The 25,213-nt window shown below is 42.4% G+C and carries 22 protein-coding genes and 1 tRNA gene; 17 read left to right on the forward strand and 6 right to left on the reverse strand.

From position 1 onward, the window contains the following. Window positions 1-220: 220 nt before the first annotated feature. The 7 genes from ORI89_RS12580 (at window position 221) to ORI89_RS12610 (ending at window position 7,016) form a co-directional block, all read left to right on the forward strand. The gene (locus tag ORI89_RS12580) at window positions 221-526 is read left to right on the forward strand and encodes a hypothetical protein (protein ID WP_268230841.1); all 306 of its coding nucleotides are present in this window, start codon (window positions 221-223) and stop codon (window positions 524-526) included. Window positions 527-536: 10 nt separating this feature from the next. Continuing rightward, window positions 537-610: transfer RNA gene (locus tag ORI89_RS12585), tRNA-Ala, on the forward strand. Window positions 611-964: 354 nt separating this feature from the next. Beyond that, a complete protein-coding gene (locus ORI89_RS12590) occupies window positions 965-2,113 on the forward strand; it encodes a porin (protein WP_268230842.1) in 1,149 nt (382 codons plus the stop codon). Between the two features lie 33 nt (window positions 2,114-2,146). Further along, window positions 2,147-3,577: an anion permease gene (locus ORI89_RS12595; protein ID WP_268230843.1), complete on the forward strand. Its 1,431-nt coding sequence runs from the start codon at window positions 2,147-2,149 to the stop codon at window positions 3,575-3,577. A 12-nt stretch (window positions 3,578-3,589) separates the two neighbouring features. Next, on the forward strand, window positions 3,590-4,246 hold the full coding sequence (locus tag ORI89_RS12600; protein ID WP_268230844.1) for a succinate dehydrogenase cytochrome b subunit: 657 nt from the start codon (window positions 3,590-3,592) through the stop codon (window positions 4,244-4,246). Window positions 4,247-4,257: 11 nt separating this feature from the next. Then, entirely contained in the window at window positions 4,258-6,174 is a 1,917-nt protein-coding gene (locus ORI89_RS12605) for a fumarate reductase/succinate dehydrogenase flavoprotein subunit (RefSeq protein WP_268230845.1), read from the forward strand. Between the two features lie 95 nt (window positions 6,175-6,269). Further along, window positions 6,270-7,016, forward strand: a complete 747-nt coding sequence (locus tag ORI89_RS12610) for a succinate dehydrogenase/fumarate reductase iron-sulfur subunit (RefSeq protein ID WP_268231061.1) — start codon at window positions 6,270-6,272, stop codon at window positions 7,014-7,016. Window positions 7,017-7,106: 90 nt separating this feature from the next. Here ORI89_RS12610 and ORI89_RS12615 read toward each other — a convergent pair whose 3' ends face one another. Next, window positions 7,107-7,643 (reverse strand): lipocalin family protein, encoded by a 537-nt coding sequence (locus ORI89_RS12615; RefSeq protein ID WP_268230846.1) that lies wholly within the window; start codon window positions 7,641-7,643, stop codon window positions 7,107-7,109. Between the two features lie 63 nt (window positions 7,644-7,706). On the opposite strand from ORI89_RS12615, the gene ORI89_RS12620 reads away from it, so the two are divergent. Then, the gene (locus ORI89_RS12620; protein WP_268230847.1) at window positions 7,707-8,171 is read left to right on the forward strand and encodes a DUF4268 domain-containing protein; all 465 of its coding nucleotides are present in this window, start codon (window positions 7,707-7,709) and stop codon (window positions 8,169-8,171) included. Between the two features lie 14 nt (window positions 8,172-8,185). Next, window positions 8,186-8,986: a S1/P1 nuclease gene (locus ORI89_RS12625; RefSeq protein ID WP_268230848.1), complete on the forward strand. Its 801-nt coding sequence runs from the start codon at window positions 8,186-8,188 to the stop codon at window positions 8,984-8,986. On the opposite strand, the gene ORI89_RS12630 is transcribed toward ORI89_RS12625, so the two are convergent. Beyond that, window positions 8,970-9,386, reverse strand: coding sequence for an NUDIX hydrolase (locus ORI89_RS12630; protein ID WP_268230849.1), 417 nt, complete (start codon window positions 9,384-9,386; stop codon window positions 8,970-8,972). The two genes, ORI89_RS12625 and ORI89_RS12630, sit on opposite strands and share 17 nt — an antisense overlap. 172 nt (window positions 9,387-9,558) lie before the next feature. On the opposite strand from ORI89_RS12630, the gene ORI89_RS12635 reads away from it, so the two are divergent. From ORI89_RS12635 to ORI89_RS12660, 6 genes are all read left to right on the forward strand, one after another. Beyond that, a complete protein-coding gene (locus ORI89_RS12635) occupies window positions 9,559-10,737 on the forward strand; it encodes an AIR synthase related protein (protein ID WP_268230850.1) in 1,179 nt (392 codons plus the stop codon). Further along, a complete protein-coding gene (locus tag ORI89_RS12640) occupies window positions 10,738-11,184 on the forward strand; it encodes an ATP-dependent zinc protease family protein (protein ID WP_268230851.1) in 447 nt (148 codons plus the stop codon). It abuts the gene before it with no gap. A 42-nt stretch (window positions 11,185-11,226) separates the two neighbouring features. Then, window positions 11,227-12,159 (forward strand): 30S ribosomal protein S6--L-glutamate ligase, encoded by a 933-nt coding sequence (gene rimK, locus ORI89_RS12645; protein WP_268230852.1) that lies wholly within the window; start codon window positions 11,227-11,229, stop codon window positions 12,157-12,159. A gap of 890 nt (window positions 12,160-13,049) precedes the next feature. Continuing rightward, complete coding sequence (locus ORI89_RS12650) at window positions 13,050-14,057, forward strand: helix-turn-helix domain-containing protein (protein WP_268230853.1); 1,008 nt, start codon at window positions 13,050-13,052, stop codon at window positions 14,055-14,057. 270 nt (window positions 14,058-14,327) lie between these two features. Next, on the forward strand, window positions 14,328-14,819 hold the full coding sequence (locus ORI89_RS12655) for a MauE/DoxX family redox-associated membrane protein (protein ID WP_268230854.1): 492 nt from the start codon (window positions 14,328-14,330) through the stop codon (window positions 14,817-14,819). 208 nt (window positions 14,820-15,027) lie between these two features. Next, window positions 15,028-15,354 carry a hypothetical protein gene (locus ORI89_RS12660; RefSeq protein ID WP_268230855.1) on the forward strand — a complete coding sequence of 109 codons (327 nt, stop codon included), beginning with the start codon at window positions 15,028-15,030 and terminating at the stop codon, window positions 15,352-15,354. Window positions 15,355-15,419: 65 nt separating this feature from the next. Here the strand turns inward: ORI89_RS12660 and ORI89_RS12665 are convergent, their stop codons facing one another. From ORI89_RS12665 to ORI89_RS12675, 3 genes are read right to left on the reverse strand one after another with little or no spacing between them, the layout of a single operon-like run. Continuing rightward, complete coding sequence (locus tag ORI89_RS12665) at window positions 15,420-16,769, reverse strand: RagB/SusD family nutrient uptake outer membrane protein (RefSeq protein ID WP_268230856.1); 1,350 nt, start codon at window positions 16,767-16,769, stop codon at window positions 15,420-15,422. Window positions 16,770-16,781: 12 nt separating this feature from the next. Next, window positions 16,782-19,955: a SusC/RagA family TonB-linked outer membrane protein gene (locus ORI89_RS12670; RefSeq protein WP_268230857.1), complete on the reverse strand. Its 3,174-nt coding sequence runs from the start codon at window positions 19,953-19,955 to the stop codon at window positions 16,782-16,784. After that, a complete protein-coding gene (locus ORI89_RS12675) occupies window positions 19,952-22,228 on the reverse strand; it encodes a TlpA family protein disulfide reductase (RefSeq protein ID WP_268230858.1) in 2,277 nt (758 codons plus the stop codon). Before ORI89_RS12675 ends, ORI89_RS12670 begins: the two co-directional genes overlap by 4 nt. A gap of 525 nt (window positions 22,229-22,753) precedes the next feature. On the opposite strand from ORI89_RS12675, the gene ORI89_RS12680 reads away from it, so the two are divergent. Together ORI89_RS12680 and ORI89_RS12685 are read left to right on the forward strand one after the other, a co-directional pair. Next, on the forward strand, window positions 22,754-23,233 hold the full coding sequence (locus ORI89_RS12680) for a helix-turn-helix domain-containing protein (RefSeq protein ID WP_268230859.1): 480 nt from the start codon (window positions 22,754-22,756) through the stop codon (window positions 23,231-23,233). Window positions 23,234-23,290: 57 nt separating this feature from the next. Next, complete coding sequence (locus ORI89_RS12685) at window positions 23,291-24,367, forward strand: hypothetical protein (protein ID WP_268230860.1); 1,077 nt, start codon at window positions 23,291-23,293, stop codon at window positions 24,365-24,367. A gap of 446 nt (window positions 24,368-24,813) precedes the next feature. On the opposite strand, the gene ORI89_RS12690 is transcribed toward ORI89_RS12685, so the two are convergent. After that, complete coding sequence (locus tag ORI89_RS12690) at window positions 24,814-25,209, reverse strand: nuclear transport factor 2 family protein (protein WP_268230861.1); 396 nt, start codon at window positions 25,207-25,209, stop codon at window positions 24,814-24,816. Between the last annotated feature and the right edge of the window lie 4 nt (window positions 25,210-25,213).

Genomic DNA, 25,213 nt, shown 5'->3' on the forward strand with positions numbered 1-25,213 from the left:
TGTTTATTATTTCATGAGCATGCAAGCTCGGTTTGTTTTTTTTCACCTCCGTAAAGATAAACAGTTCATATAAACTTAATGTTAAATCAGGTTATTCACTGTCAATTCTAAACATACATATAAAAGTCGAAAGCTTTCGTCACTTTGTTGACACATCATCTATCATGTCAATGAACAAGAAATCACTTCATAATTTTAAATTAATAAGTATTTTTGCGTCATGACAGATACGCAACACGCCATGATTATCGGAGATTTTGAAAAATACATGCGCCATATATTAGCTAGCCAACATGCTTTCAGTTTAGAATCTTTTGTTACTTTTTCCTCCTCTTTGGTTAATTTTTATCAGGGCAGCAACTTAATAACAGAATCCGAGCGCATCGAAACCGCCCTGATACTCAGCCGCTCTTTTAATGCAGGCATGAGCAACCGCATCACTACAGATGATTTAAACAGCATTGCCGAACTAATTATTTCTGATTTATCGATTGATTATTCCGTTTTAAATCCTATATTTGTCTAAATTCTAAAAAGGGGGATTAGCTCAGCTGGCTAGAGCGTTTGGCTGGCAGTCAAAAGGTCATCGGTTCGACCCCGATATTCTCCACAAAGCCTGAGAAAGTTTCTCGGGCTTTTTTTATATATCAATTTATCCCCCATGGCAATAGTGCCGCACATATTTCATTGCCTCCACCCTACAATCCCTATACCTTGTAAGCCTCTTCGCGTTCCTCTTCTACCCAACATACCGTTCAAGTCAACAGCCAGTCACTCTTTATTCTCAATTTAGAAAAAGTTTACACCTTCAACTCTAATCCATTTAGTTAGGATTAAACCCTCACAACCGAACATCTACAGCATTTTTTAATAATTAAAATATTTTTTCAAAACAATTATTATCTTCAATTGTATTTAAACTACACCAATTTAATGTCAAACATATGTAATTGTGAATTGGCCTATGAAAAACAGTTTTATTTATTTAGCGGCAGTTTTACTCGCCGTGCTGCTTCCGTTTTCAAAAATTTACGGCCAGGTGCCCGATAGCACCTGGGGCAAACATTTTGAAAACTACCCTACTTTTAAATTTAAGGGACTGTTTCAGGCCCGTTATGTAGTAAGTGCAAAAGACGATGTAGATGTGGGCGGGCTCCATCATGCCGACCATTCGGGTGTCAGCAATTCATTTGCGCTCAAATATATGCGGGCGCAGGTGCAGGCTCGGGTCAGCCAGCGCACCGAGGTTGTCGCTTTAGTCAACTTGGCCGATTTCAAGAACGACCCCAAAACCAGAGTTTTAGAAAATGCTTACCTCAAATACACCTTCAGCCCTAAAGCAGCCATCACGGTCGGGCAATTTAGACCCTGGTTCGGCATCGAAGAAACCTACCCTGCCGACATTATGAAATCTCTCGATTGGTCTAACCAATACAGCGAATTTGGAAAAAACGGGTGGACAAGCTTCCAGATCGGAGCTTCCATCGGCGGCACGCTACACTTGGGCAAAATGCCCTTTCAATATGCGGTATCGGTGGTCAATGGAAACGGAAAAAACCAGGTCTCCGACAACGATAACGGCAAACAATACATGACACGCATGGTATTTGGTTTATCCAAAAAATACGGCGTCAATATTGGTCTCAATGGCGGTGTCGGCGAGGTCATCAAAAAACAAGTATACGCTTGGGGCGCAGATATAGTGGGCAATATTCCCTTTTCTCAAAAGTGGTACCTCGATCTGCAGCTCGAAGGCAAGCAAGCAACAAACCATGCGCTTTACCTCTCGACCCCCGAAGCAGAAAGAACCGACAACATCAACAATTACCTTATGCGCGGTTTTTATTTTTTGCCCAATCTTCGTTACCAGATCCGTCATAAAAACCTAGGTTCTATTGAAGCATCCTGTCGCTACGAATATTTAGATCGCGACTTTAACCGTACTTCCAACCCCAGACAAACCATCACCCCTATGTTGGGTTTAGAATTTCTAAAGGACTACGGGGCGCGTATACAGGTAGGGTTACAAATGGATCGCTACAAACATCAATATGCAAATACAACGACCTACAATGGCAACTTATTTATCATACAGGTACAGAGCAGGCTTTAACAAAAACAACTTTAACAATATAAACCACCAACTATGAAAGAAATTAATATTAAAAAGGTTGGCATCACCTTTTTAGTTGCCTTGGTTCTCTGGTTCATCCCCACTCCTGAAGGGGTCGCTCCGGAAGCCTGGCACCTATTCGCAATCTTTGCTTCTACCATTCTGGGCATCATCCTTAAAGCTGCTCCTATGGGCACTATGTGTATGATGGCTATAGGCTTTACCGCCTTGACACAGGTCTTAGCGCCAGGCAACCCAGGGGCTTCTATTACCAAATCCCTCAGCGGTTTCGGCGATAAAGTAATCTGGCTTATCGGTATCTCCTTTTTCATCGCCCGTGGTTTTATCAAAACGGGTCTGGGCAATCGGATTGCTTTCCTTTTTATCAAAATTTTCGGCAAAAGCTCTCTAGGTCTTGCCTACGGTTTAGGCCTAGCCGATATGTGTCTTGCTCCGGCAATTCCCAGCAACACGGCCCGTGGCGGAGGTATTATCTACCCCATCATGAAATCTATGGCCATGAGCTTTGGTTCTGTCCCAGACAATCCTGCTACACACCGAAAACTAGGTTCGTTTCTAACACTCAACAGTTACTACATGAACCTCATCACCTCGTCGATGTTTTTAACGGGCACAGCGAGCAACCCCATGTGTCAAAAATTTGCCGCCAACCTGGGGGTAGACATCACCTGGATGTCCTGGGCTGTTGCGGGCTTCGTCCCCGGCCTTGCGGCATTTATTATTGTTCCTTTGGTGCTGTACAAACTTTATCCACCTGAATTAAAAAAGACGGGCAACGCTGCAAAAATGGCCGACGACAAACTCCGGGAAATGGGACCCATCACTACCCATGAATGGTTGATGCTCGTTGCTTTTTTTGTTCTACTTTCGCTCTGGATCTTTGGTGGTTCGCTATCTATCGATGCTACGACCACTGCCTTTATAGGCTTAACGCTTCTCTTACTCACCTCGGTATTAACCTGGGAAGATGTCAAAGCCGAAAAGGGAGCTTGGGACACCATCGTTTGGTTTGCTGTTTTGGTCATGATGGCCAGCTCGCTCAATGAACTTGGCTTCATCGGCTGGTTCAGCGATTTGGTTAAAGTCCAGATCGGCGGGTTGGATTGGGTGGTTGCTTTCCCAGTTATCATCCTGGTGTACTTCTTCAGCCATTATATTTTTGCCAGCGCCACTGCCCATGTTGCAGCCATGTATGCTGCCCTGCTTGGCGTGGGTATCTCGCTCGGTATTCCGGGCATGCTTCTAGCCATGATGCTGGGCTTTATGGGCTCTATATACGGCGTGCTAACGCACTATGGCCATGGTCCGGCTCCTGTGTTTTTTGGTAGCGGCTATGTCGACCTTAAAGCCTGGTGGCTCCGTGGTTTAGAGATCGGGATCGTCCTGTTGGTCATCTATATGGCTGTAGGCGGTTTATGGATGAAAGTAATCGGTTACTATTAAAATTACACGACTATGTTAACGACCTTATCCCGTAAAATGCTTTTATGCCTTACCGGACTATTTCTTGCCTTCTTCCTCCTTATCCATCTATTGGGTAACCTGCAACTTTTCCTGCCGGCCGAAGAAGCGCGCTTACAATTCAACTGGTATTCTCAATTTCTCTCGGGCAACACCTTCATAAAGCTTGTGTCATACATCTTATACCTGAGTATTATTGTGCATGTTATCGACGCTTTGCTTGTCACGATAAAAAACAAAAAAGCGACAGCCCCTTATAAAAAAGATAGCAGAGGCCGTGCTAGCAAATGGTACAGCCGCAATATGGGCGTACTTGGCACACTTGTTCTGATCTTTCTGGTCATACATTTCCAAAACTTCTGGTATGTCTATAAATTCGGCACGCTTCCGCTGGATAGTGCCGGCAAGAAAGATCTTTATCAGCTCGTTGTTACTACATTTCAGGAGTGGTGGTACGTCATCATCTACGTTTTATCCATGGTTGCGCTGTGCTACCATTTAATTCATGGTCTGCACAGTGCTTTGCGGACTTTGGGTGTGTTCCATCCAAAATATGTGCGCTGGTTTAAAATTATCGGAGGTGTCTACGCTGTACTCATCTGTACAGGCTTCGCCTTGATGCCCATCTATATCTATTTTACAACGAATTAAAATTAAAGCAAATGAAATTAGATGCTAAAATTCCTGCAGGTTCGTTAGAACATAAATGGGATAATTTTAAGAAAAAAGCCAAGCTGGTCAACCCCGCCAACCGCAAAAAGCTCGACGTCATTGTCGTAGGCACGGGATTAGCCGGTAGCTCCATTGCTGCCTCTCTGGGCGAAATGGGCTACAATGTCAAATCCTTCTGTTTTCAAGACAGCCCACGCCGTGCACATTCAGTCGCTGCTCAGGGCGGAGTCAATGCTGCCAAAAACTATAAAAATGACGGCGACAGTGTCTACCGTATGTTTGTCGACACCTTAAAGGGGGGCGACTTCCGCGCACGCGAAGCCAACGTATACCGCATGGCAGAATGTTCGCTTAACCTCATTGACCAGGCCGTGGCGCAGGGTGTCCCTTTCGGCCGAGAATATGGAGGCTACCTCAACAACCGCTCGTTTGGCGGTGTGCAGGTGAGCCGCACTTTTTACGCACGTGGTCAAACCGGGCAGCAGCTACTTTTAGGAGCCTACCAAGCCCTCATGCGCCAGGTAGGTAAGGGTGCTGTCCAACTATTTGCCCGCCACGAAATGCTCGACCTAGTCGTTATCGACGGGAAGGCCCGCGGCATCATCGTCCGCAACCTCGACAATGGCGAAATAGAAAGACATGCCGCACATGCGGTTGTCCTGGCTACGGGCGGTTATGGAAAAATCTATTACCTCTCCACCTTGGCTATGGGCTGCAACGGTTCTGCTATCTGGCGGGCCCATAAAAAAGGCGCTTTAATGGCCAGTCCAAGCTGGATACAGATACACCCCACTTCGCTGCCACAATCAGGCGACTACCAGTCTAAGCTTACGCTTATGTCCGAATCGTTGCGTAATGACGGCCGTATCTGGGTACCTACAAAAGCGGATGAAACACGCGAGGCAAATACTATCCCCGAGGACGAGCGCGACTACTACTTAGAACGCCGCTACCCTGCTTTTGGCAATCTGGCCCCTAGGGATATTTCTTCTCGGGCCGCCAAAGAAAGAATTGATGCCGGCTTCGGGATCGGCCCTCTTAAGAACGCCGTATACCTTGATTTTGCTAAAGCCATCAAAGAACAGGGGCACGACAAGATTAAAGAAAAATACGGTAATCTTTTCGACATGTACCGCAAAATTACCGGTGTCGATGCCTACAAAGAACCCATGATGATTTCGCCTTCAGCGCATTTTTCTATGGGCGGTCTGTGGGTCGATTATGAACTGATGACCACCCTGCCCGGGCTGTTTGCCCTTGGCGAAGCAAACTTTGCCGACCATGGCGCAAACCGGCTGGGTGCCAACTCCTTGCTGCAAGCATCTGTCGATGGCTATTTTATCGCTCCTTATACAATTGCCAACTACCTCTCGGGAGATATACATACCGGCAAGATCAGCACAGACCATCCCGAATTTGCCCGTGCACACGAGGCCGTAGAAGGCAGCCTACAGCAATTAATAGGCATTAACGGCAGTAAAACAGTAGATTATTACCACAAGACATTGGGTAAAATACTTTACGATTATTGCGGACTGGCCCGTCATGCTGCCGGCTTAGAACTGGCCATCCAGGAAATCCGCAAGCTGCGGGAAGACTTTTACAAAAATGTAAAAGTACCAGGCAACTTAAGCAGCATGAACAGCGAGCTGGAGAAAGCCGGCCGGGTGGCTGATTACCTCGAAATAGGCGAGCTCATGTGCTTTGATGCATTAACCCGCAACGAATCGTGCGGTGCACATTTCCGTGAAGAATATCAAACCGAAGATGGCGAGGCACTGCGCAACGACAGCGAATATCAGTTTATTTCGGCCTGGGAGTGGCCGGGTATGCAGGGTGAGCCCATTTTACATAAAGAAGAACTAACTTTTGAAGTTTTACAGCCTATAGTACGTAGTTATAAATAATGTATGAGCTACCCTATGCAGCCTAAGCTTCGAAAAGAGAAACAAACGCCATTTGGACACTCCAATTGGCTATTGAAAATCAAAACAAACTACAGATGAAACTTAACCTTAAAGTCTGGCGCCAAAAAGACCGAAATTCTCAAGGTCAACTGGTTGATTATACCTTAGATCATTTAAACCCCCATATGTCCTTTTTGGAAATGATGGACACCTTAAATGAAACCCTAATACTCAACGGTGAAGAGCCCGTGGAGTTTGACCACGACTGCCGAGAAGGTATATGCGGGCAGTGCGGCATGATGATCAACGGCATAGCCCATGGCCCTTTAGAAAACACCACCACCTGTCAATTACATTTGCGGTCTTTCCAAGATAACGAAACGATCTTCATCGAGCCCTTCCGCTCGGCGGCATTTCCTGTCAAGCGTGACCTACGGGTGGATCGGTCGGCATTTGACCGCATCATTTCCAGTGGCGGTTTTGTATCGACCAATACCGGACAAGCGCCTGATGCGCATAGTCTGCCCATAAGCCACCAACTCACAGAAGAGGCTTTTGACGCTGCGGCCTGCATAGGTTGTGGTGCCTGTGTTGCTACCTGCAAAAATGGAAGTGCGGCATTATTTACTTCTGCCAAAATCAACCATTTGGTCTTGCTTCCGCAAGGTAAAGAAGAACGGCAAGAAAGGGTCATCAACATGGTGCAACAGATGGATGCTGAAGCTTTTGGGCATTGCTCCAACACCGAGGCCTGCGAAGTAGAATGTCCACAGGGTATTTCGGTTCTGAATATTGCACGTATGAACTATGAATACAACCGTGCATTAATTACCCGCAAATAAGCCGGTTTTACCTTATAACAGCACAAGACGCCTTTTATAGACGTCTTGTGCTGTTATATTTATTAACGATAGTTATTTTAATCCTGCGCGTTAATCCTGCACGGTCCACACCAGCTTATCAATATTATAGCCCGATCGCTGTGCAAAATCCAGGTATTTATCTTTTACCTCTTTTCTTATTGTTTTCTCTCTGGATAGTATCCACATATAATCCAGGTTATCGCCAAAGACCAGCGCCGACTCATAATCGCCATCCACCATCATGACATTATACCCTGAATAGAATGGGCCAAAGAACGACACTTTCAACCCCCCTCTATCTTCACTTCCCACAAAATTGGCTTTGCCCACACTTTGCTTCCTCTTCTTTTTCACCATATCATAGCCTTGATTATCCACCCTGATCAAGCCATCTTCACGCATGCTATACGAAGCCATCACGTTTTTAAGATTTTTCTCCCAAAAAAAATCAAGCCTAGCTATTTCATACCAATCGCCCAGGTAGCGGTTTAATTCAAACCCCTCCATGGCTTCCACGTTAGACTTTACGGGTTTTAGAATATTGTATAGTGTTGCTCCCGCTGCTACGGCAGTCAAAAGTAAAAGCGACTTTTTCTTATCCATCATATTCTTCTAACAAAATTATGGCGCTAAAGTTTATGATTTATTGATAGTTTTGCAAGAAAAAAAGTGTATTCACGAGAAGAGGCAAGAAAATTAAAAGAAAAATTCTGGACCAGCTACGGCCAATACATGAACCCCATTCCGTCCGATGAGGGTGGCAAAGCCAATTGGCTGAACTACAAAACAGGTATCAAACATCTGTATTTCCGGCTTGACGCCGATAATAAAACAGCAGCCATCTATATCGAAATCAGCCACCCAGACGCCGGTATACGGCAGTTGTTATTCGAGCAATTCCTCGAATATAAAAACCTCCTGCACGCCGAGCTTGAAGAGGAATGGATATGGCATCCGCTTTACCACGACGCTCATGGCAAAGCCACTGCCCGTATCATGTATACACTAGATAAGAAGGTTTCTGTTTTCAAACCAGAAGACTGGCCTGTGCTTATTTCTTTTTTCAAGCCGCGCATGCTTGCGCTAGACCGCTTTTGGTCATCCGCTAAATATGGATTTGATATTTTTAAATAAAAAACAAAACACCTATGCAAACTATTTTTCAAAAACTCACCTTCTTTTGCATCTTAGTCCTTTCCTACAATTCTGCAGCGGCCTGGGGTATGACCGGGCACAGGATTATTTCGGAAATTGCAGAAAGGCACCTCAACAAAAAAGCACGCAAAGAGATTAAAAAAATTATCGGCGACCAAAAACTTGCCTACTGGTCCAACTGGGCCGACTTCATCAAGTCTGACCCCGACCCTGCCTTAAACAGCACCGGCACCTACCATTACATCAACACCTCGGCCAACCTATCCAAGGCAGACTTCGTGCAGGAACTTCAGGCCTCGCCCGAAGAAAACCTTTATAAAGCCTACCAGCGTATCCGTAGAGAAGCCCTGCAAAAGAATACAGACCTACAGACGCGGCAGCAGCAGCTTTACTTTATCGTGCACCTACTGGGCGATGCGCATCAACCCATGCATGTGGGGCGTGCAGAAGACTTGGGCGGTAATAAAATAACGGTCGACTTCTTTGGCAGAAAAGCAAATATCCACCGCATCTGGGACTCGGACCTCGTGGACAACGAAAAATACAGCTATACAGAATATGCAGATGTGCTGGACATACACCCCAAAAGCCACTACCGTCGCTATTTAGATAGCGACTTGGACCAATGGCTCTATGAATCGCACGAACTTGCCAATATAATATATGCAGAAGTTGCCCACAATGCCAACTTAAGCTATAACTACATTTATAACAACAAGTACCGTATGGAAGAAGCACTTCTTAAAGCGGGCTTACGCTTAGCCCAGGAGCTTAACGCTATTTACGGGAAGTAAATTTAAGCAGCCAGCGGGGCAGCACATACTCTTCGAGCAAATGTGCCATTTTATACTGTTTGTAGTTATGGGGAGTCAGCCAGACGATCTCTTCAATTTCTGCCTGCGCTTTCGCTATTTCCTTTTCGGTTATAGCTAAAGCATATACATAGCCTTTTATCTGCGTTTTCTGTTCGTTCACAGCCTCAGTTTGGTGTGTCCCTAAAAATTGCAGGTCATGCTCTTCCGCCGCTATACCAACTTCCTCTTGCAGCTCGCGTATTAAAGCCTGTACCGGCGACTCTGTTTTCTCTATTTTGCCGCCCGGCATCATATAAAAAAGCGATCCTTTTTTTCTCACCACCAGCAAATGGCCTTCCGCATCTGTCAGCATAGCGCCTGCAAAATATATTTGATTCATGGGTTTCACCTGGATATTACATGTCCAAGGTACAAAAAAGCCATAAATATTGAAATACGGCTCATAAAAACAGCTCTAGCTGAATCATTTAAAGGCAACAAAACAAAGTATTTAGTTCTTTTTTCTTTTCTCTTATAAGAATATGAATGTGTTTGTTATTTTTGCAAGCAAGATGTCAGATTTAAAATACAACCAAAGAGGTGTTTCCGCTGGAAAAGAGGATGTACACAATGCTATCAAGAATATAGATAAAGGTCTTTATCCAAAAGCCTTTTGTAAAATCATTCCCGATATATTAGCCGGCGATGAATCTTGGTGCAATATCATGCATGCTGATGGGGCGGGCACAAAATCATCTTTGGCTTATGTTTATTGGAAAGAAACGGGTGATGCATCAGTTTGGCGCGGTATTGCGCAGGATGCTATTATCATGAACCTCGACGATTTATTGTGTGTAGGTGCCATCGATAATATCTTATTATCTTCTACCATTGGGCGAAATAAAAACCTGATTCCGGGCGAGGTTATTGCCGAAATCATCAACGGCACGGAAGACGTCCTTGCCGAACTACGTGACCTAGGTATAGGCATTTACTCGACCGGTGGCGAGACAGCCGATGTGGGTGATATCGTACGCACGATCATCGTTGACAGTACTGTTACCTGCCGCATGAAACGTGAAGACGTTATCTCGAACCACCGTATACAAGCGGGCAACGTTATCGTAGGTTTGGCTTCTTATGGGCAGGCGACTTATGAGCAAGCTTATAATGGCGGTATGGGCTCAAACGGGCTTACTTCTGCTCGTCATGACGTTTTTCATAAAGCCGTAGCCGAAAAATACCCAGAAAGCTACGACCCTGCTGTTCCATACGAGCTTATTTTTGCGGGCAGCTGCGGTTTAACCGACAAAATAAAAGTAGAAACAGGCGAAGAGATCGATGCAGGGAAGCTCGTGCTTTCTCCTACGCGTACGTACGCTCCGGTTATCAAAGCTGTTTTAGACAAATACCGTAAGCAGATTGACGGTATGGTACACTGCTCGGGCGGTGCACAAACTAAGGTTTTGCATTTCATCGACGAGAACCATGTCATCAAAGACAATTTATTCCCTATTCCGCCGCTTTTTGACCTGATACAGAAACAGTCCAATACGCCATGGGAAGAAATGTATAAAGTATTTAATATGGGGCATAGAATGGAGCTTTACGTTCCGGAAGCTATCGCTGCCGATATTATTGCTATCTCTGAATCATTCGGTATTGCGGCGCAGGTTATCGGCCGTGTTGAAGCTTCAGCGACGAAAAAAGTAAGCATACGCTCTCCGTACGGCGAGTTCATTTACACCTAGATGGCTATTCTAAAGGAAAAACGGATCATCGGCAGTATTGAAACTGTTGACTTACCGGAAATCGGTCTGTACCAAATTTTGGCTAAGATCGATACCGGCGCTGAGACGTCCGTTCTTCACTGCGAGCGTTATGTTGTTTTTGAAGAAAACGGACATCGTTTTATCCGCTGCTTTATTGATGGTCATCCCGAAAACCATTCGGGGCAGCTTATCGAAGTTACGTTCCCTATATACCGGGAACGTACCGTTAAAAGCTCGTTCGGTCAAGCGGAAACCCGTCATATATTTATTACCAAAATAAAATTGCACAACGAGCTTTTTGATATTAAATTATCCGTACGTGACCGGTCTTCCATGACCTACCCCATGTTACTGGGCCGGAACTTTATCAGCGGAAAATTTCTTGTTGATGTTTCTAAGAAGAACTTGTCTAAAAAATCATTATAAAAACTAATATCAGATTCATCTGTTTAATTAATAAAACTTTACGTGAATATCGCCGTATTATCAACGAATAGAAACCTCTATTCTACCCGACGCTTAGTAGAAGCAGCACAATCGCGTGGACACAACTGCGAAGTTATTGACCACAGCAAATGCTATGTAGGCATACAGCAGGGTAAGCCCACTATACATTACAAAGGTCTAGACCTTTCGCACATCGATGCTGTTATACCGCGTATCGGGGCTTCACTTACTTTTTATGGGTCGGCGATTGTCCGTCAATTTGAAGTTATGGGTGTTGTCTCTGCCAACCCCAGCCAAGCCATCACCCGCTCGCGGGACAAGCTGCGCTGTATGCAGATTTTATCAGGTGCCGGTTTAGGCCTGCCTATTACGGGCTTTGCACGTTCTGTATCGGACGTGGACGACCTCATCAATATGGTAGGCGGTGCGCCACTGGTTATCAAGCTACTGGAAGGCACGCAGGGCATCGGGGTGGTTCTTGCCGAAACAAAAAAGGCGGCATCATCTGTTATCGAAGCTTTTTACGGCCTGGGCAATAACATACTGATACAAGAATACATCAAAGAAGCTAAGGGCACCGATATCCGTGCTTTTGTGGTGGATGGTAAAGTCGTGGGCGCTATGAAACGGACTGCCAAAGAAGGCGAATTCCGCTCTAACCTGCACCGTGGCGGTACGGCCGAGATTGTCAAACTTACGCGTGCCGAGCGCGCCACTGCTATATCGGCAGCCAAAGCTATGGGCTTAACCGTGGCGGGCGTGGACATGCTGCCATCGTCGCGTGGGCCTTTGATTCTGGAGGTCAATTCTTCGCCAGGCCTAGAGGGAATAGAAACGGCTACTGAAAAAGATATCGCCATCGAAATCATCAAATATCTGGAAACGCAGCACGAAATCAATCAGGCGTTAAAATTAACAAGCAAGAGAAAAGTTAAAAAAGAAAGCAAGCTCTAAACATAAGTTTAGCCTAGGCTACGGCTTCAAATGCTAAAAAATGTTAAAATAGTTGCACAACATACAATTAAGCCTTATATTTGTGGTATCATAATTTAGGTTTATAATTGGTTAGTTTAAAAGGTTTTCATTCTCCCCGTTTGAAAACCTTTTTTCGTTTATCAGCCTATTTTGCCGCTCCCGTTTAGCACTTTATTCATCTTTATTTTTAGGTTTATGCAGCTGTTTGTTGAGCAGGTAAAACACTACTGTACCCGAATAAGCGCCTGTAATTCCTTTTAAAAATCTCGCCATTTTTTGATTCTTTTAAACTGTTAAACCATCGTCTACCTGTAAACTACTTCTTGACATCAACAGCGAAACTAGGCTCTTATCACCTAAAACATAAAGCAATGGAACAACATGGGACTATACGGGACAGATTGTCCCAAAAACAAAAGAAAAAACTGTTCTGTAAGTAGATTCATACAACCAGCTTCGACTATCCTTCGAGTGGCCTTCGAGTGCAAGTCGCAGAAAAAGTCTATAAGCTTAATTAGATTCTACCTTGTCGACCAATGCTAAAATAGATTAACTTTATTTCTTTTTAGACAAAAAAAAGATATCAAAAAAAAACGTAACAATCAATAAATCTAGCACCTTGAATAGACAGAAAAGTAATGCATATATTCGATCTGTGAAAATAAAAGTGCTTGTTTTCTCAACATATTTTCTCTTTTTGGCAAGAGTACTGTGAATTTTGGTCAAAATCCGCTGTAACCGAAGTACATATTCTTGTACTTCGACCATTTTGCCTACCTGAAGCCATTGTAACCAAAAGATACTGTTTTTAATTTTGACAACACAGACTTTATTCCACCTACTTTGTAAAACAGTCATCTATCCACATTATGAAAAAAAGTTTACATATCAATTTACGCGCTTACTTTGGCCGAGCTCTAAACCCGAGCACAGTCGGTCTTAGAAAGCCCGAAGTGTTAATCCGTCATTCGAAACAAAAGCACTATAAGAAAGATTCCGATTGGGCCATTACGCAAGAGTTCGATGGCAGATATGGCTATCTATATTGCCATGAAATAAGCCTAGAGCAAGAAAAAACTATTCCTATCAAGATCAAGAAAAACGATCTACATGTGCTCTACCTAATACAGGGCCAAGGGATTGAATTATATGCTAAAAATAAAAAAGACACAAAAATAGTTTTATCTGCAAAACGTGCCCGCTACTTCTACCTTCCGACAGGGCGATATTACCTTGTACTGTCCAAAGGCAGAAGCCTACTCTTTGGTTTCTATTTTGACGGTAAGATATTCCGCAGAAATTATGAATTACAATTTGATTTTCTTCTGCCCCTACTGCATGCACAGCGCCAGCAACTCTCAGCGCCTGTTGCCAGCATTGATTTTAAAGTAGCTGAACGAACACATGCTTATATCGAGCAACTCTGCGATGAATTGACCGATGTTGACCTATCCAACGAAAGCACCATATTGACACATTATATTGCCTTGATCAAACTTTCGAAAGAAAAGGTGTTTGATGAGTATAAGATAGAAAGCGCAGACAAAAATTTGGCCACTAAAGCACACAAACTACTTGTGCAAAAGGTACAACACTTGGGGCAAGAGTATCGTGTGCATGAGCTTGCACAGTTACTGGATCGAAATGTCGACTATCTCAACAAAATCCATAAAATATATTACGGCTGCTCGTTAAGCGAACTAAAAGACACCACATTACTCGCTATGGCAAAAAAGCTATTGGCCACCTCGCCCTCCATAAGCTCCTGCGCCTACGCTTGCGGTTATAGCTCGGTGTCGGCCTTTACACGTTTTTTCCAGAAGCAAACAGGCAAGACGCCCAGTGAGTTTCTTAACTATACTAAAAAAATGCGTTAACTAAGGGAGCCTAACTTTAAGGAATATGACAAGCAAAACCTCTTATTGCAGAATTGACGCAAGGAAAGGGAAACGGGATATCCACCAAAGAAAGAATACTATCTTTTATAAGCCTATAGTACGCCCCTGAGCGCTACCACGGAAACTGTATACTCAAGACCACGGATTTGGTCAACGCTAGCCCAACAACTGCTATTATCTTTGCTTTAGCTACATACAAGAAAACCACAAGATTTTCTTGGCTGTATAAAAACAAAAAGACAAAGAAACATGAAAGTATTAGCAGGCGATATTAACAAACATTTCAGGCAGCATCTGACAATCTATCTAGACGCCCTGGCGGTGCTCTGTGCTGCTCTGCTGATCTATCTTTTTGTACAAACAGCTTTGAGCAAAGTATTGCACCATGCGGTGTTTCGTATTCAGATGGGCAAACAACCGCTCCCGGGCTGGTCAAAACCATTATTGGTTTATGCACTGCCAGTTATTGAATGGGCGACGGTGCTGCTGCTCTTACTTAGGCGGACACGCCTTTGGGGGCTTCTGCTTGCAGGATCTCTGCTATTTGCCTATACCGTATATGCCTACCTGGCTTATAAAGAAGTGTATGGCTATGTGATCTGTGCCTGCGGGAAAGTGTTTGAAGATATGGGCTGGCGCGAACACTTTTATTTTAACGCCATACATACGCTGGTGGCGCTGGCAGGATTTTATTTCGTTTATAAAAGCAAAACATTAAAAGCAAACAACAAGAAAGAATAAAAACAAACTATGCATAGTGGCTTTCGACGGGAAGCCGCAAAAAGGGTCTTGAGGACCGGGGAAATAAAGGTAGAACCTTTTGGAATTGCGACAATTTAGGTATCAATCTCCGCAAGGAAAAACATAAGAACAGGCAAGTTGCTAAAACGTTCTACCAGGCTTTCCCGCTCTCTGACCAAATATTATAAACAATTAAATTTTTGAAGCTATGAAAAAGCTCATTAAACTTGTGCCTGCGATGGCACTACTATTAGCATTAGGTGTTTACACAGTAAACGCTAAAATGAAAGCAAATGTTGCGCAGACGGAAGAAAGTTGGGTTTTAAAAAATCACGATGACGACCCGACCGAACCGTCAAATTACGAACGCTACAATGGTGATATCTCGCAGGCCTGTGGTGGTGATACCAAAGTTTGTGGTATAAAGGCACCGGAAGACGGAACTACAGACATGCCTGAAATATCTCCGGAACTGTTGGAGGAAATTAATTCTGGCAGCTCTACTTTACGTGTTTTCCTACAACCCTTACCGTAAAAAGTAACGTACGGTTTGTTAGTAGAAAAAGAGGGAACTGCAGGATTGCAGTTCCCTCCTTTTTATTATCTATCATTTTGAATTAGTCCTCCCAATTGAATTACATTTCTTGGAATCAGATAAACGAAACGATTGTCACCAGCAGGTAAGTCGTAGAAATTGCCTTCCACCTTTCTCCTTAAGCTGATCTTAGCATCATATTGTTCATTCAATCTTTTAATATCGCCCCATCGTATACCCGCTCGAAAAGCTAGTTCTTTCTTCCTCTCCTCTAATACAAAAGATATCAGGTCCTGCTGTGGGAGATCGATGTTCGGTATATGATCTATGGCATAGCGATGCTCTAAAAACACTCTTAAATAATTACGTGCTTCTTCTAACAACCCCAACCTTGATGCAGACTCCGCTTTGATTAAAAACATCTCGCTAACCGATATACCACTAAAAATCAAACTGTTATTAACTCCAGAATAATTACCCTTAAAAGCATATCCATCATCATTCATCTTCTTATAAAAAACCTTCTTTCTAAAATCCGAATCGAGATAACTGGCATATAATACACTATCGACCCTCACATTTGCATCACTAAAAAGGTTATTATTTGAAATCATCGTATTATGTAAAATAACTTCGTCATTGAACTGACTAAAGGGAAGTATAGCTGCTGCGTCAATTTCAGCATAATCAATTAAACTACTATTTATTTGCAAGCAAGAGTCTGCATATAAGTGTGCCTGCTGATTATCTCCCATGTATAAATATGCCCTGGCTAATGCGCCATAAGCGGCCCCGCGGGATGGACGGGTCGGTTTTACCGGAACGTGAGGTAGCAAAGACACAGCTGTTTTCAAATCATCTGTAATTCTCAAAAATGTTCCTTTTAAGCTAGCTCGCTGAAAACTGACATTGATATCGGCCGTTGTTCTAAGCGGCAAGCCCAACCTGTTATCGGCCGTTGTTTCTTCAAAGGCAGGTGCATAGATTATCGCTAATGTTAAGAAAGACCAACCTCTAATAAAATAGGCAATTCCCTTCACTCTATCCCGATCCACTTCGCTCAAACCGTTCAATTCCACATTATCTATTTCTTCAATGACCAAATTAGCATTGAATATTTTTTTGTAACCATCAAGCCAATCCGCATCGTAACTCTCCGTTCCGGTAAACAGATACCCTTCCTGAATTCTCGCTGGTAGTGCCTGTAATCTCGTATCATTCACATAGTGGTAGTCAGCTCCCACATCACCTGCCATCGGATAACTTAATACCGAGTTTAATTCAGTGTCCATAATTGCTTGGAGGTCTTTCACGCTTGACGGTATTGCGAGCGACATATCCGACTTCTTGTCCAGATATTGTTCACAACTCGAAAAAAAACATATCATTCCTACTAATGCTATAAACTTTTTCATTCTTAATTTCTTTTAAAATATCATGTTAATACCCATAGATAAATGAAGTGGTAATCGCATACTGATGCTATTCGGGTCGACAGGTGTCTTCGTATGTTTCCATATAATACCAAGATTCTTTGCGTATGCCTGTAGCACTAAGCGATTAAACATACTTTTTTTTGGAGATAGTGAATAACTTATACTGACATCGTGCAGCGTTATGTTATCCCCTTTTTCGACCAATATATCGGCGTAGGCATATATCTGATCCCGTCTGGAATCATTTGGATAAACAAAAGAGGGGATATTAGTCGACTTTTCATCTCCTGGTTTTTGCCATCGATCATAGAAGTCAATATGGGCTGCCTCACCCCCAATCATCGTTGCATAATTTATCGATTCCCTCCTAAAGAAGTGTCCAAATCGATATCCTATCAACGCTGATACACCCCAAGGACCGTAGGAAAAACTATTTCTAACGCTTCCATAATGTTCCGGAATGGCAGATCCATGAAATACCAGATCAGAAAGAGACACTTTGTTCCGTAAATCAACGTAATTCGAGTATGCTTCCCCATCCACACTGAACTGCGGATTACCTTCTTCTGGTGTAAGCCCCATATAACGATAGCTAACCAAATTGTAAGCTGAATGCCCTTCGATAGCAATCAAGTTACTTCCTTGACTAACCAAACTGTAGGGCAGTGACGTAACGTACAGAAGTTTTTTAACGGTACTCTTATTATAAGCATACATCCAATCCGTCTCCCAATTTAATTTACCCGATAGATTGGAAGTCGTTATCTGTGCTTCCCAGCCATGTGTTTCCATCGTCGCACTATTTTTATTAACAACCGAGAAGCCTATAGTCGGATCAGCATTGACAATCGCTAAAAGATCTGTTGATAGTTTATTGTAGTATTCTATCGATCCCCGTATGCGGTTATTTTTAGTACCAAACTCTACCGCCCCATTAATCTGCCTAACATTTTCCCATCGCAGATCGGGATTAGGTGGACCATTTACATAAGCATTTATAAATTGTCCTGTACTCGTAGCAAAGGAGTTATACGTAATTGTCGTTTGCGCTGGTACACTATTGTTGACGTTTCCACTGTGTCCATACGTGAGACGCACCGCTAATCGCGGCATGGCGTCCCATTTGTAAAAGCTCTCCTTATCGATATTCCAAAGTCCCCCGACAGACCACAAAGGTTTCCATTTGTTATTCGTGTTCACTCCGAACAGATTGGATGCGTCTCGACGGGCGGAAAAAGATAAAGTATATTTCCTGCCCCAAGCATAGGCACCATTTAGATACATAGAAACAAACCGGTCACTTAACTTTCTATCCGCATGGAGGTAGGGTATTGTTCCCGATCCCAGTTCTCCATAGTAATTATATCTAGTTGTATAATCTACAGGTTGCATAATCAGTGTCTCAGCGTCGTAACCATACCAGCGTATATTACCAGCTGCCGTTACGTTCTCACGCATCTCTCCCCCCGCCAATATATTTAACTCACTATTGATGAAACTTTTTTGATAAGTTAGTTGCCCCCGGATAGCGTGTGATCTCCTTTCTGAATTCGCTCGATCTAATATCGAACCAAGCGGTATTGCACGTTCAATGGTATTACCATTAATCTCACTATATTTATTGATCAGATCACGAACAAAAAAACTCTTTTCATCTTGCAAATGATCTTTTATGCTGTTTGAATACTGATACTGATATCGAAATTCGGAAGTCAAGCCCTCTAGTAGCTCATACTTTGCCCCTAGATTCATTGTCAACGCTTTAGAACGCGTATGGTTATTGTTCAAATCTCGGTCTGCTAATGGAACGTAGGTCCAATCCAATAGCTGCCCCCCTCCGACGGTATCTACAAAACCTGTTCGATAATTCTGGACAAGACGAGCTGGATTTCCGTTGTCGTCGACTAATTTTGCATATGGATAAAGCGAACCTGTGAGACCTGGCCTGACGGATGTTATACCATTACTTTTTGCATTAACAGCCGAATACAGCACTCCAGTTTCCAGAAATAATTTATCCACTGGTTTCCAGCTATGTGATAATCTCATTGTTAGGCGATCATTTCCGTTTCCAACAACTTGGTCTCGGTTTTGATCATATCCAATCGAAGCCAACGTTGACGTCTTTGAGCTACCTCCGCTAAGTTGAACGACGTATTGCTGATTAATAGCCTTTTGCCTTAAATATCTGGATATATCACTACGGATATCACCTTCCCTTAGCTTCTTTAACCCTTCTAATAATACATCTTCAGTAATGTCTTCTTCACGAAAACTATTTAATAATTCTACAGCAGGGCTTACGACAGGCCATGTACGTTGATTATTCAAATTTGAATCATAATATCCCCTATCAAAAAGAAATCGTTCCATTTCGATATACGTATCGTTAGTTACCTGTTTCCGATAAAACGCATCTTCTTTATCAATTATAGAAAGATTACTTTTCGCCGTAAGCCGAAAAGGAGAGTCGGTTCTGCCTTTCTTTAATGTAATCACAACCACACCATTTCCTGCCTTTGCTCCCCAAATTGATGAGGCCGCAGCATCTTTCAAAACCGTAATATTTTCAACGTCGTTCGGATTTATATCGTTGATGTCCCCCTCGTACGGAAAATTATCTACAACGACCAGCGGTGCTTTCATACTACTCGTGATCGTACTGAGTCCGCGGACGCTAAAGTTTCCTTCGGCTCCATTTCTTTTGTCAAAAAGTATTGCGGGACTCAGCCCTTCCAGTTTACTGATAATATCCGGTGCAACCTGTCGCTCGAGGAGACTATTTTCTATAAAATCAAAAGATCCAGTAACACGTTCTTTTGAAATCATTTGATATCCCGTAGAAACGAGGACTTCTTCCAATTCCTGTGAAATCTCGTGCAGCCAAACCTGACCAGCTTGTAATTCAAGCTGTCGGAAACTTATTGTATCCCGGCCATAACCAATTAAATGAAAAGCAAAACAATCCTCGCTCTTTTTCTTATCCAAAAGGTATCCCCCTTTCGAATCTGTTCTACCGACATACTGACCGTCGCAATCCGATATCGACACGCTGGGAAGAGCTTCCCCGGAATTACCATCCCTTACAACCACCCTTATGGACTGGGCGTACGATCCTGAGACATATCCCACATATAAGACAATCAAAACTACAATCGCTCTCATAAACCTACCTCCTCTTGGTTACGGTATACATACCCGCTAGGTGTCAATGCCAATTCTGCAGAGGGTCTTTGATAATTTGGATCTTTCAAAACGAACATCATGAGTTCGCGTTCTTCTTTTTCTATTTTAATTCCCTGCAGAAGTAAGACCTCCTCTAGTTTATCGAAATCGGATAGCTCGTCAACAATATCAAGATCTAGGTTTTTATAGACACCTGTCTCATCGATTACGAATGGTGTTTTTCCATCACCTAATTTGTTTAACATATAAACCAGTTGCTTGATTGGATAATTCTGCATATACGACGATGATCGAGTTCGAATAGGGTGATCAAGCACTTCATAACCTTCATTAAGTACAGTTACCCCTCTCCTTACAAGCTTTCTCTGGCTTCCTTCTTTTGCATAGGGCAATCTAGATGTATCCGATACCGTCAGGACTAGACACGGAACTTTGATTTTTTCTAAACCTGCTTGTAGAGCAAATTGGAACTCTAGGTCATTCTTCATCTTCCTTTTTGCTTCGGTGATCGTCGTTTTGAAGGGCATGATCGATTCATACGTGAATATTACCTTCTCTAGAGGATATTCATTATTATTTTGGTCGTATAGTGCAGGTTCTGCCACTTCCAAAATCCGTCGTGAAGGTAGTAGATGGATACCTGTGTGTTTTACGTTTTCATCTCCAACAAAAACGGTTTGCCCAAATAGCTTAATAAGCCGCGTATTTAGCGAATAATAATGAGCATGGCCTTTTGCACTATCTGTCCTGAACGACGCGGTGAAAGGCATAGCCGCGTTATAGGCCAGGAACGCACTATAGTAGATACCGTTCGTACCTGCAACATCACTCAAAAGAGGAGAATCTATGGTATTCACCCGTTGACGGACTGGCTGTGCATTTCCATCTGCTATCATTTCTTCCAAATTCTCCACGTTCAATGCCGACGGCACGGAAATAGCTCTTACAATCCCTTTTGCATCTAAAACGACAACATGGGGTATACTTTTGCTTGGAAAGTAGGCATCTAATACCTTACCGTCTACGATAGAACTAAAACTACTTTTTATAGCGGTAATAGTTGGAGAAATACTTTTATTTAAAAAATCAAGAATCGTCTTATTATCTTGAAAGGTAATAGGTAGCACTTTTGCCTGTTCCCCCATCTCGGTCTGTAGTTCGTGCATATAAGGCATACTTGCCAAACAACTCCCACACCATGTCGCCCAAAAATCGAGTATGATCAGTTTCTTATCTCTATATTCATTTAGCGTAATAGTTTCTTTCCCTTCGGGGTGGTTCACTACCTGCAAAGGCATATTCCATATTTCCTCAGGTACGGTATCCCCTATTTCTAAAGGCTTGATCTCCCCTATCCCAGTTGCCCCGCCTGGGCGGAGCTCCTGAGCTTTCACTTCCATAGTGGAAGCAAAATTAAACAACACACAAAATATCGCTATAAGCTGTAAGCCATAGACCATAGGTCTTTTAATATCGTCAGCTCTTTCTTTATCAAGCAGAAAACCACCCGATTCATTTAAGCCGTTTTGAGAGCTCCTTTTATCTTTAACTAACATAGACCCCACTTTACCTCTAACCACCCCGCAAAACGACTCAAACCACCTTAAAACCAATTGATTCATATAGAGATCATTCACGATCTTCCCATCATTGCAAGTAAAACGTGGTGGTCTATTCGCCAGTTCTTCGACTCGGCTTCGGGAGTTGTTCGGCAATCCTTCGAGTGCTCTTCGACAGTCCTTCGACTGGGCTTCGACTCGGCTTCGACACTTGTTCGACAATCCTTCGGGTGCTCTTCGACTCGCCTTCGACTGGGCTTCGACTCGCACTCGAACAGCACTCGAACAACACTCGAACAGCAGTCGAACACCAGTCGAACAAATGTGCACCAAAGTACGACCCAATCTCGAAGCCATCCCGAACCATCCGGCTACCCTAGCCGAAGCGGTCTTAGTGTATGGCCTAAGTATTCTCCAAGTATGCGTGAAGTAGTAACAGTGTATAAGGAGTGTATTAAAAGACATTACACTAGCCATGCTCCATGATGGCTTCATGACTGCTTGTTTCTTGCTCTTTTCCCCCTCGCCAGTTGTCCCGCGGGCGCGGGACAACTGAACATTACAACTAAACTGATAATAAATTGTGCCGAGAGGCAGCAATAAACATTGAAAGCTATTTAGAGATAAGTAATATCTTTTCTTTATAGGTTTTTCTAGGGCATAACAATCCCCTTTGCGTAAAAATCGCATCATAGTAACATAGATTTATAAAATTCATAAATGGTTTATAAAAAATAAAAATCCTATATCGGGGCGCCCTCTTCCATAGGAATACATCATCGTAGTCTAGCAAATAGACTACGATACCCCATTATTCTGGAGGGCAAAAAATCTTTTGAAGGAATTGTTTTCTTTCCATTGTTCATCTTGGTTAGGGCATAAATGAACAACAGTATCTATATAAGAAGAGGTGCTATCTGAAAAGAGATGGGACTTACCTCATTCCTTCAGAAGGCCGTAGGAAGCCCGGAGAAAAGAACAAGAGCAAGCACCCATCTCTCCTCACAAAGATAAGAGAATGGGGCTTCGACTCCTGAGCCTTGTTTCTCCTGAAAATTTCCTACGTTTTCTAAACAAGATGCAGCGTCATTCGCCTAGTTATTAGCAGAAATACAAATAGTTAATCAGCTAACAACAATACAAATATAACACATATAACACAAAATTACAAATTCATTACTTCACCATGTTGTTTTGCTAAAAAAGGTTATTTGCGAAATGAGACGAGTAACACTTTCAGCTATATACAGCATAAATAAGGTTAAGTTTTGTCGACTTGTTAAAAACCTTTCTGCAAGAGCACTTTCAACAGCCATTGGTAAAGTTCCTGAATATGTAAGTAATGTAGAAAGCAATTCAAAAAAGACTCAATACCCACACGATGTTTTAATAGCTATTTCTAATGTTTTCGATTGTGATGTAAGAGACTTTTACCCTGCTGACGAAGAGCTGCTGGAAAGTGATGGGAGTAGATTTGTCAAAGAGATTATCAGCCTATCTAATTTTGATGATTGCATTTTAGTTTTAAATGGAATGATAGTGGCCGACTGTTTCAAACATGGGATGAGTTTTGAAGAAACAAGTATCCATTTACATGAACAGGGGAAGCCCAACTCTTTAGTTATCGAGAATGCCTTAGAAGCATTAGAGAAGACCAGTAAATTAAGCCTTCGCAACGGCAAATACTTTTCTAAATAAAAAGCTTTATTGTCTCCCATCGGATAAAACCTTATTTTAGGGTTTTATTAATCTAAATTGGGGAACGTAAAGAAAAATACCAGAGTAAAAAGTCCGCTTGTCATCATGCTCCGGAGCGATTTCGAGGTGCTTCGCAACGTGTACCATCTTTTACAAGATTCAATACTGTCAGATGAGGACGTCTCATTTCTATTGGGGAAAACTGATGGTTATCTTTTTGAAATATTAGATCCAACGAACAAGAAGAGATTCAAGCAAGATCTGTGGACGCTTTTTGTCCCGATATTCCAAACTTCTTTTACAAAGGTTATGCCACCTCCTTATGTAGGATCACAAGAAGAAGTAAAGCTTAATAGTGCAGCCAACCATAATAAAAAAACGACTATATACCGTTTTACGGTAAACTATGAAGATCGTACGGAGGATAAAAATGCTGTTGAACACAAGATAGCCGTAGAACCTGAATACCTGAAATGGAAAAAGAAGGTGGTTACGGGTGAACGAAAAGTTGAAAACAAACCGCTGACTGATTACTTAAAGTTTTTGATCAGCGAGGGGTTCTTTTTTACACCCAAGGCTTCCCTATTCATTCTTATTCATCTACGTAAGTACTTTGATAAACCATTCACAGCTGAAGATCTAGGCGTCTCTATTAAAAAACTGTGTAGACGGCAGGCCGGAATTGAGACATTACTCCAACGGAATACAGATAACTCCAGATACTCCTACTCTGAGCTTTTTGGCATTTCGGCTTTGGATAAAATATCAGAGCTTCCAGAAGTACTACTTGAAATGGCTAGTAGCTCCACCGTTACTGCCCGATTCAAAATTACACATGCAGCACGTGGTATATTAGGCTTTATTGAGCTTAACGAGCGAGAACTGGTGAATGTAGCTGTCCATCCCAATTTTAGAGAGATGCGTATGGCAGCTAGATTACTTGATTATGTCATGGCTCTAGATAAAAAGTCGCCATTGACGATCGAAATCGATGTAAAATCTCCCCATGTCGAATATCTTGAAAACTGCTCATTCATAGAAAGTAAAGAAGACCGGAAATATAGGAAAGATAACAAACTGTTAATAATTAAGCTAAAAAGAGGAACTAAGAAGGAGGAAGAAATCGATCTATAAATACATATAAGAATCAACTCACATTTTACAAAAAACTTAATTACAATCGTTTATAATCAATAATGATTATAGTTTTCGCATACCTTAAGTTAAAATTATTCTATCTATTCTTTAACATTGATATATCAGTATATCTAAACACAACGGATATCCTAGAGAGCCTCAGTAGCAAGCTAGATCAATATATTGCAACGAAAAATTGCCTGACTGCTGACCAAGAAAAATAAAATCTGAATGGTTGCTTAAAATCAAACCGAATTAGCTAGTCCGTTGCCCCTCGTTATAGATACTTCGCCTAGTCTATGATCTCGATAGCCTGGTACTGTTAAACGATTTAGTTTTAAAGAGGTGTTTTACAGCCGATGCTACCGCAACTATTCACCCTCTTTTGTTTGAACAATGGTAAGGTATATATGAATTCTTACCCATTGTCTACAAATAATTTTCTAAAATTTATTATTGAAAAAGATATCTACTATGTGTTGGTCTTGCGGGAAGTTAAATACTTCCTTTATCTTACCATTTTCAAATTTCCAAAGCAGACAAGACATGTTATTTAAGTTATCTGCATCCTCTAGTTCGGTCCAATTTCTATGACAATCAATCACATAATCATCATTAGCGCCTATAACAACACCTTCAGCTTTAAAGTTAAATCTATTTAATTTATTTAGATACTCGACGATTTCAGAAATTCCATTTTTAATTCCACTTAAGGGATGGTTGCCAGGTATATGCCATTTAATGTCTTCGTGAAAGATGTCTTTCAATTCGTGAATGGAATTAGTTGCGTAAGCTTCAAAAAATCTATTCACTACTATTAAGTTAGGGTGGTTATTCATAATA

Source organism: Sphingobacterium sp. UT-1RO-CII-1 (genome assembly GCF_026711005.1).
Classification (GTDB): Bacteria; Bacteroidota; Bacteroidia; order Sphingobacteriales; family Sphingobacteriaceae; genus Sphingobacterium.

What these genes read in the sequence shown, in the direction of transcription:
- ORI89_RS12600 (WP_268230844.1), top strand. Translation starts at nt 3,590, where the DNA reads ATGTTAACGACCTTATCCCGTAAAATGCTTTTATGCCTTACCGGACTA.
- ORI89_RS12665 (WP_268230856.1), bottom strand. Translation starts at nt 16,769, where the DNA reads ATGAAAAAGTTTATAGCATTAGTAGGAATGATATGTTTTTTTTCGAGT.
- ORI89_RS12615 (WP_268230846.1), bottom strand. Translation starts at nt 7,643, where the DNA reads ATGATGGATAAGAAAAAGTCGCTTTTACTTTTGACTGCCGTAGCAGCG.
- ORI89_RS12670 (WP_268230857.1), bottom strand. Translation starts at nt 19,955, where the DNA reads ATGAGAGCGATTGTAGTTTTGATTGTCTTATATGTGGGATATGTCTCA.
- ORI89_RS12580 (WP_268230841.1), top strand. Translation starts at nt 221, where the DNA reads ATGACAGATACGCAACACGCCATGATTATCGGAGATTTTGAAAAATAC.
- ORI89_RS12590 (WP_268230842.1), top strand. Translation starts at nt 965, where the DNA reads ATGAAAAACAGTTTTATTTATTTAGCGGCAGTTTTACTCGCCGTGCTG.
- ORI89_RS12640 (WP_268230851.1), top strand. Translation starts at nt 10,738, where the DNA reads ATGGCTATTCTAAAGGAAAAACGGATCATCGGCAGTATTGAAACTGTT.
- ORI89_RS12675 (WP_268230858.1), bottom strand. Translation starts at nt 22,228, where the DNA reads ATGATGCGATTTTTACGCAAAGGGGATTGTTATGCCCTAGAAAAACCT.
- ORI89_RS12605 (WP_268230845.1), top strand. Translation starts at nt 4,258, where the DNA reads ATGAAATTAGATGCTAAAATTCCTGCAGGTTCGTTAGAACATAAATGG.
- ORI89_RS12630 (WP_268230849.1), bottom strand. Translation starts at nt 9,386, where the DNA reads ATGAATCAAATATATTTTGCAGGCGCTATGCTGACAGATGCGGAAGGC.
- ORI89_RS12625 (WP_268230848.1), top strand. Translation starts at nt 8,186, where the DNA reads ATGCAAACTATTTTTCAAAAACTCACCTTCTTTTGCATCTTAGTCCTT.
- ORI89_RS12655 (WP_268230854.1), top strand. Translation starts at nt 14,328, where the DNA reads ATGAAAGTATTAGCAGGCGATATTAACAAACATTTCAGGCAGCATCTG.
- ORI89_RS12635 (WP_268230850.1), top strand. Translation starts at nt 9,559, where the DNA reads ATGTCAGATTTAAAATACAACCAAAGAGGTGTTTCCGCTGGAAAAGAG.
- ORI89_RS12595 (WP_268230843.1), top strand. Translation starts at nt 2,147, where the DNA reads ATGAAAGAAATTAATATTAAAAAGGTTGGCATCACCTTTTTAGTTGCC.
- ORI89_RS12650 (WP_268230853.1), top strand. Translation starts at nt 13,050, where the DNA reads ATGAAAAAAAGTTTACATATCAATTTACGCGCTTACTTTGGCCGAGCT.
- ORI89_RS12680 (WP_268230859.1), top strand. Translation starts at nt 22,754, where the DNA reads ATGAGACGAGTAACACTTTCAGCTATATACAGCATAAATAAGGTTAAG.
- ORI89_RS12690 (WP_268230861.1), bottom strand. Translation starts at nt 25,209, where the DNA reads ATGAATAACCACCCTAACTTAATAGTAGTGAATAGATTTTTTGAAGCT.
- ORI89_RS12610 (WP_268231061.1), top strand. Translation starts at nt 6,270, where the DNA reads ATGAAACTTAACCTTAAAGTCTGGCGCCAAAAAGACCGAAATTCTCAA.
- ORI89_RS12660 (WP_268230855.1), top strand. Translation starts at nt 15,028, where the DNA reads ATGAAAAAGCTCATTAAACTTGTGCCTGCGATGGCACTACTATTAGCA.